This window comes from Halorubrum sp. AJ67, from assembly GCF_000513435.1.
The window spans coordinates 78,063-79,634 of sequence record NZ_CBVY010000003.1 but is presented as its reverse complement, the minus strand read 5'-3'; the positions used below and the strand labels follow the sequence as shown (position 1 = coordinate 79,634).

Annotated in this window: 2 protein-coding genes; one reads left to right on the top strand and one right to left on the bottom strand. The window is 69.7% G+C overall.

Annotated features, from left to right (window positions below; genetic code table 11):
• A partial coding sequence (locus BN903_RS04160) for a nascent polypeptide-associated complex protein (protein ID WP_048076532.1) occupies window positions 1-230 on the bottom strand: 230 nt, incomplete at its 3' end.
• A gap of 122 nt (window positions 231-352) precedes the next feature.
• On the opposite strand from BN903_RS04160, the gene BN903_RS04155 reads away from it, so the two are divergent.
• Window positions 353-1,138, top strand: coding sequence for a creatininase family protein (locus tag BN903_RS04155; RefSeq protein ID WP_048076531.1), 786 nt, complete (start codon window positions 353-355; stop codon window positions 1,136-1,138).
• The last annotated feature ends 434 nt before the right edge of the window (window positions 1,139-1,572 follow it).

Genomic DNA, 1,572 nt, shown 5'->3' with positions numbered 1-1,572 from the left:
GTCGCGCCGCCAGCGCCCGCGTCGGCGACCGCGTCCGGCGAGCCGACGATCTGGTAGGTCTCCTGTCCCTGCGCGTCCATCTTGGTGACCTGCGCGCCGTCGAAGACGAGGTCGTCGCCGTCGGCCGTCTCGATGACGACCCGTTCGGCGTCGAGCTCCTCGACGTCGATCCCCATCTGTTTCATCATCTGTTTCATCTTTCGCGGGTTCATGCCGCCGCCTCCGAACATGGTCGCCGGTTCGGCCGGAGGACACAAAAAAGGGTGTCGACACGGGCCAGACGGAGCGCGTTCGCGCCGGCCGGTTCCGCCGGAGACGGCGGTTTGATACGTCCGGCCGGCGTCGTCGAGATATGTACCTCGCGGACCACACCTGGCCGGAGCTCGGCGACGCGCTGTCTCCCGGCTCCGTCGCGCTCGTCCCGCTCGGATCGACCGAACAGCACGGCCCGCACCTCCCGCTGGCGACCGACCACCTGATCGCCGAGGCGCTCGCGACGGCGGCCGCCGACCGCTCGGACGCGTTCCGAACGCCGACGATCAACGTCGGCGTCAGCCCGCACCACCGGCAGTTCCCGGGGACGATGTGGGTCGACCCGCCCGAGTTCCGCGACTACGTCGAGTCCTTCTCCCGGAACCTCGCGTACCACGGCATCGACCGCGTGGTGTTCGTCAACGCCCACGGCGGCAACGTCCAGCACCTCCGGGAGGTCGGTCGGCGGCTCCACGAGGACGAGGTCGCCTACGCCGTCGAGTGGATGTGGGACGAGTCGATCCCGGAGCTGGTCGACGAGCTGTTCGAGCGCAACGGCCCGCACGCCGGCCCGAAGGAGACGGCCATGATCACCCACATCGCGCCCGACCTCGTCCGCGAGGATCGACTGGAGGACGCCCGCGACGGCGGCCTCGTCGACCTCGACGACTCGGACGCGGTCGTCCACGGCGCGCGCACGTTCTACGACTCGATCGACAACTCCCCGAACGGCGCGTTCGGGGACCCGACCGACGTGACCCCGGAGAAGAGCGAACGCCTGTTCGAGGCCGCCGCGGACCAGCTGGTTCAGCTGGCCGAGTGGATCGGCGACCGCGACCGCGACGAGCTGTTCCCGGAGCCGCGGGTGGAGCGCGAGGACGCTTAGCCGTCGCCGCGGTCGCCCTCGAACCCCTCGCCGAGAATTTCTTCGAGCGCCTCGTCCGCCGCCTCGCGTCGCCCGTCCAAGACCGCGAACCGCTCGCCGCGGCGGCGTTCGAGCCAGCGTAACAGTCGGGCGGCCCAGTCGAGCTTCCGCGCCTTCATCGGGTCGACGTCGGGGTCGTCGAACTCCCACCCGGGGAAGGTCAGTTCGCCGGCACCGACGTGGTCGGCGAGGAACGCGGCGCGGTCACCGTCGGTGAACCCGCCGGTGTTGCGAACGGGACCGACCGGGGCCGCCTGCGTCGTCGCCAGCGTCCACTCGTCCGCGAAGCGCGGCAGCCACTCGCGGACTCGTATAACTTCGTATAATGTATGCTATACGAAGTTATTACGCGGGCGATCCGTCAGTCGTGGGAGGCAAGGCACACAGGGGATAGG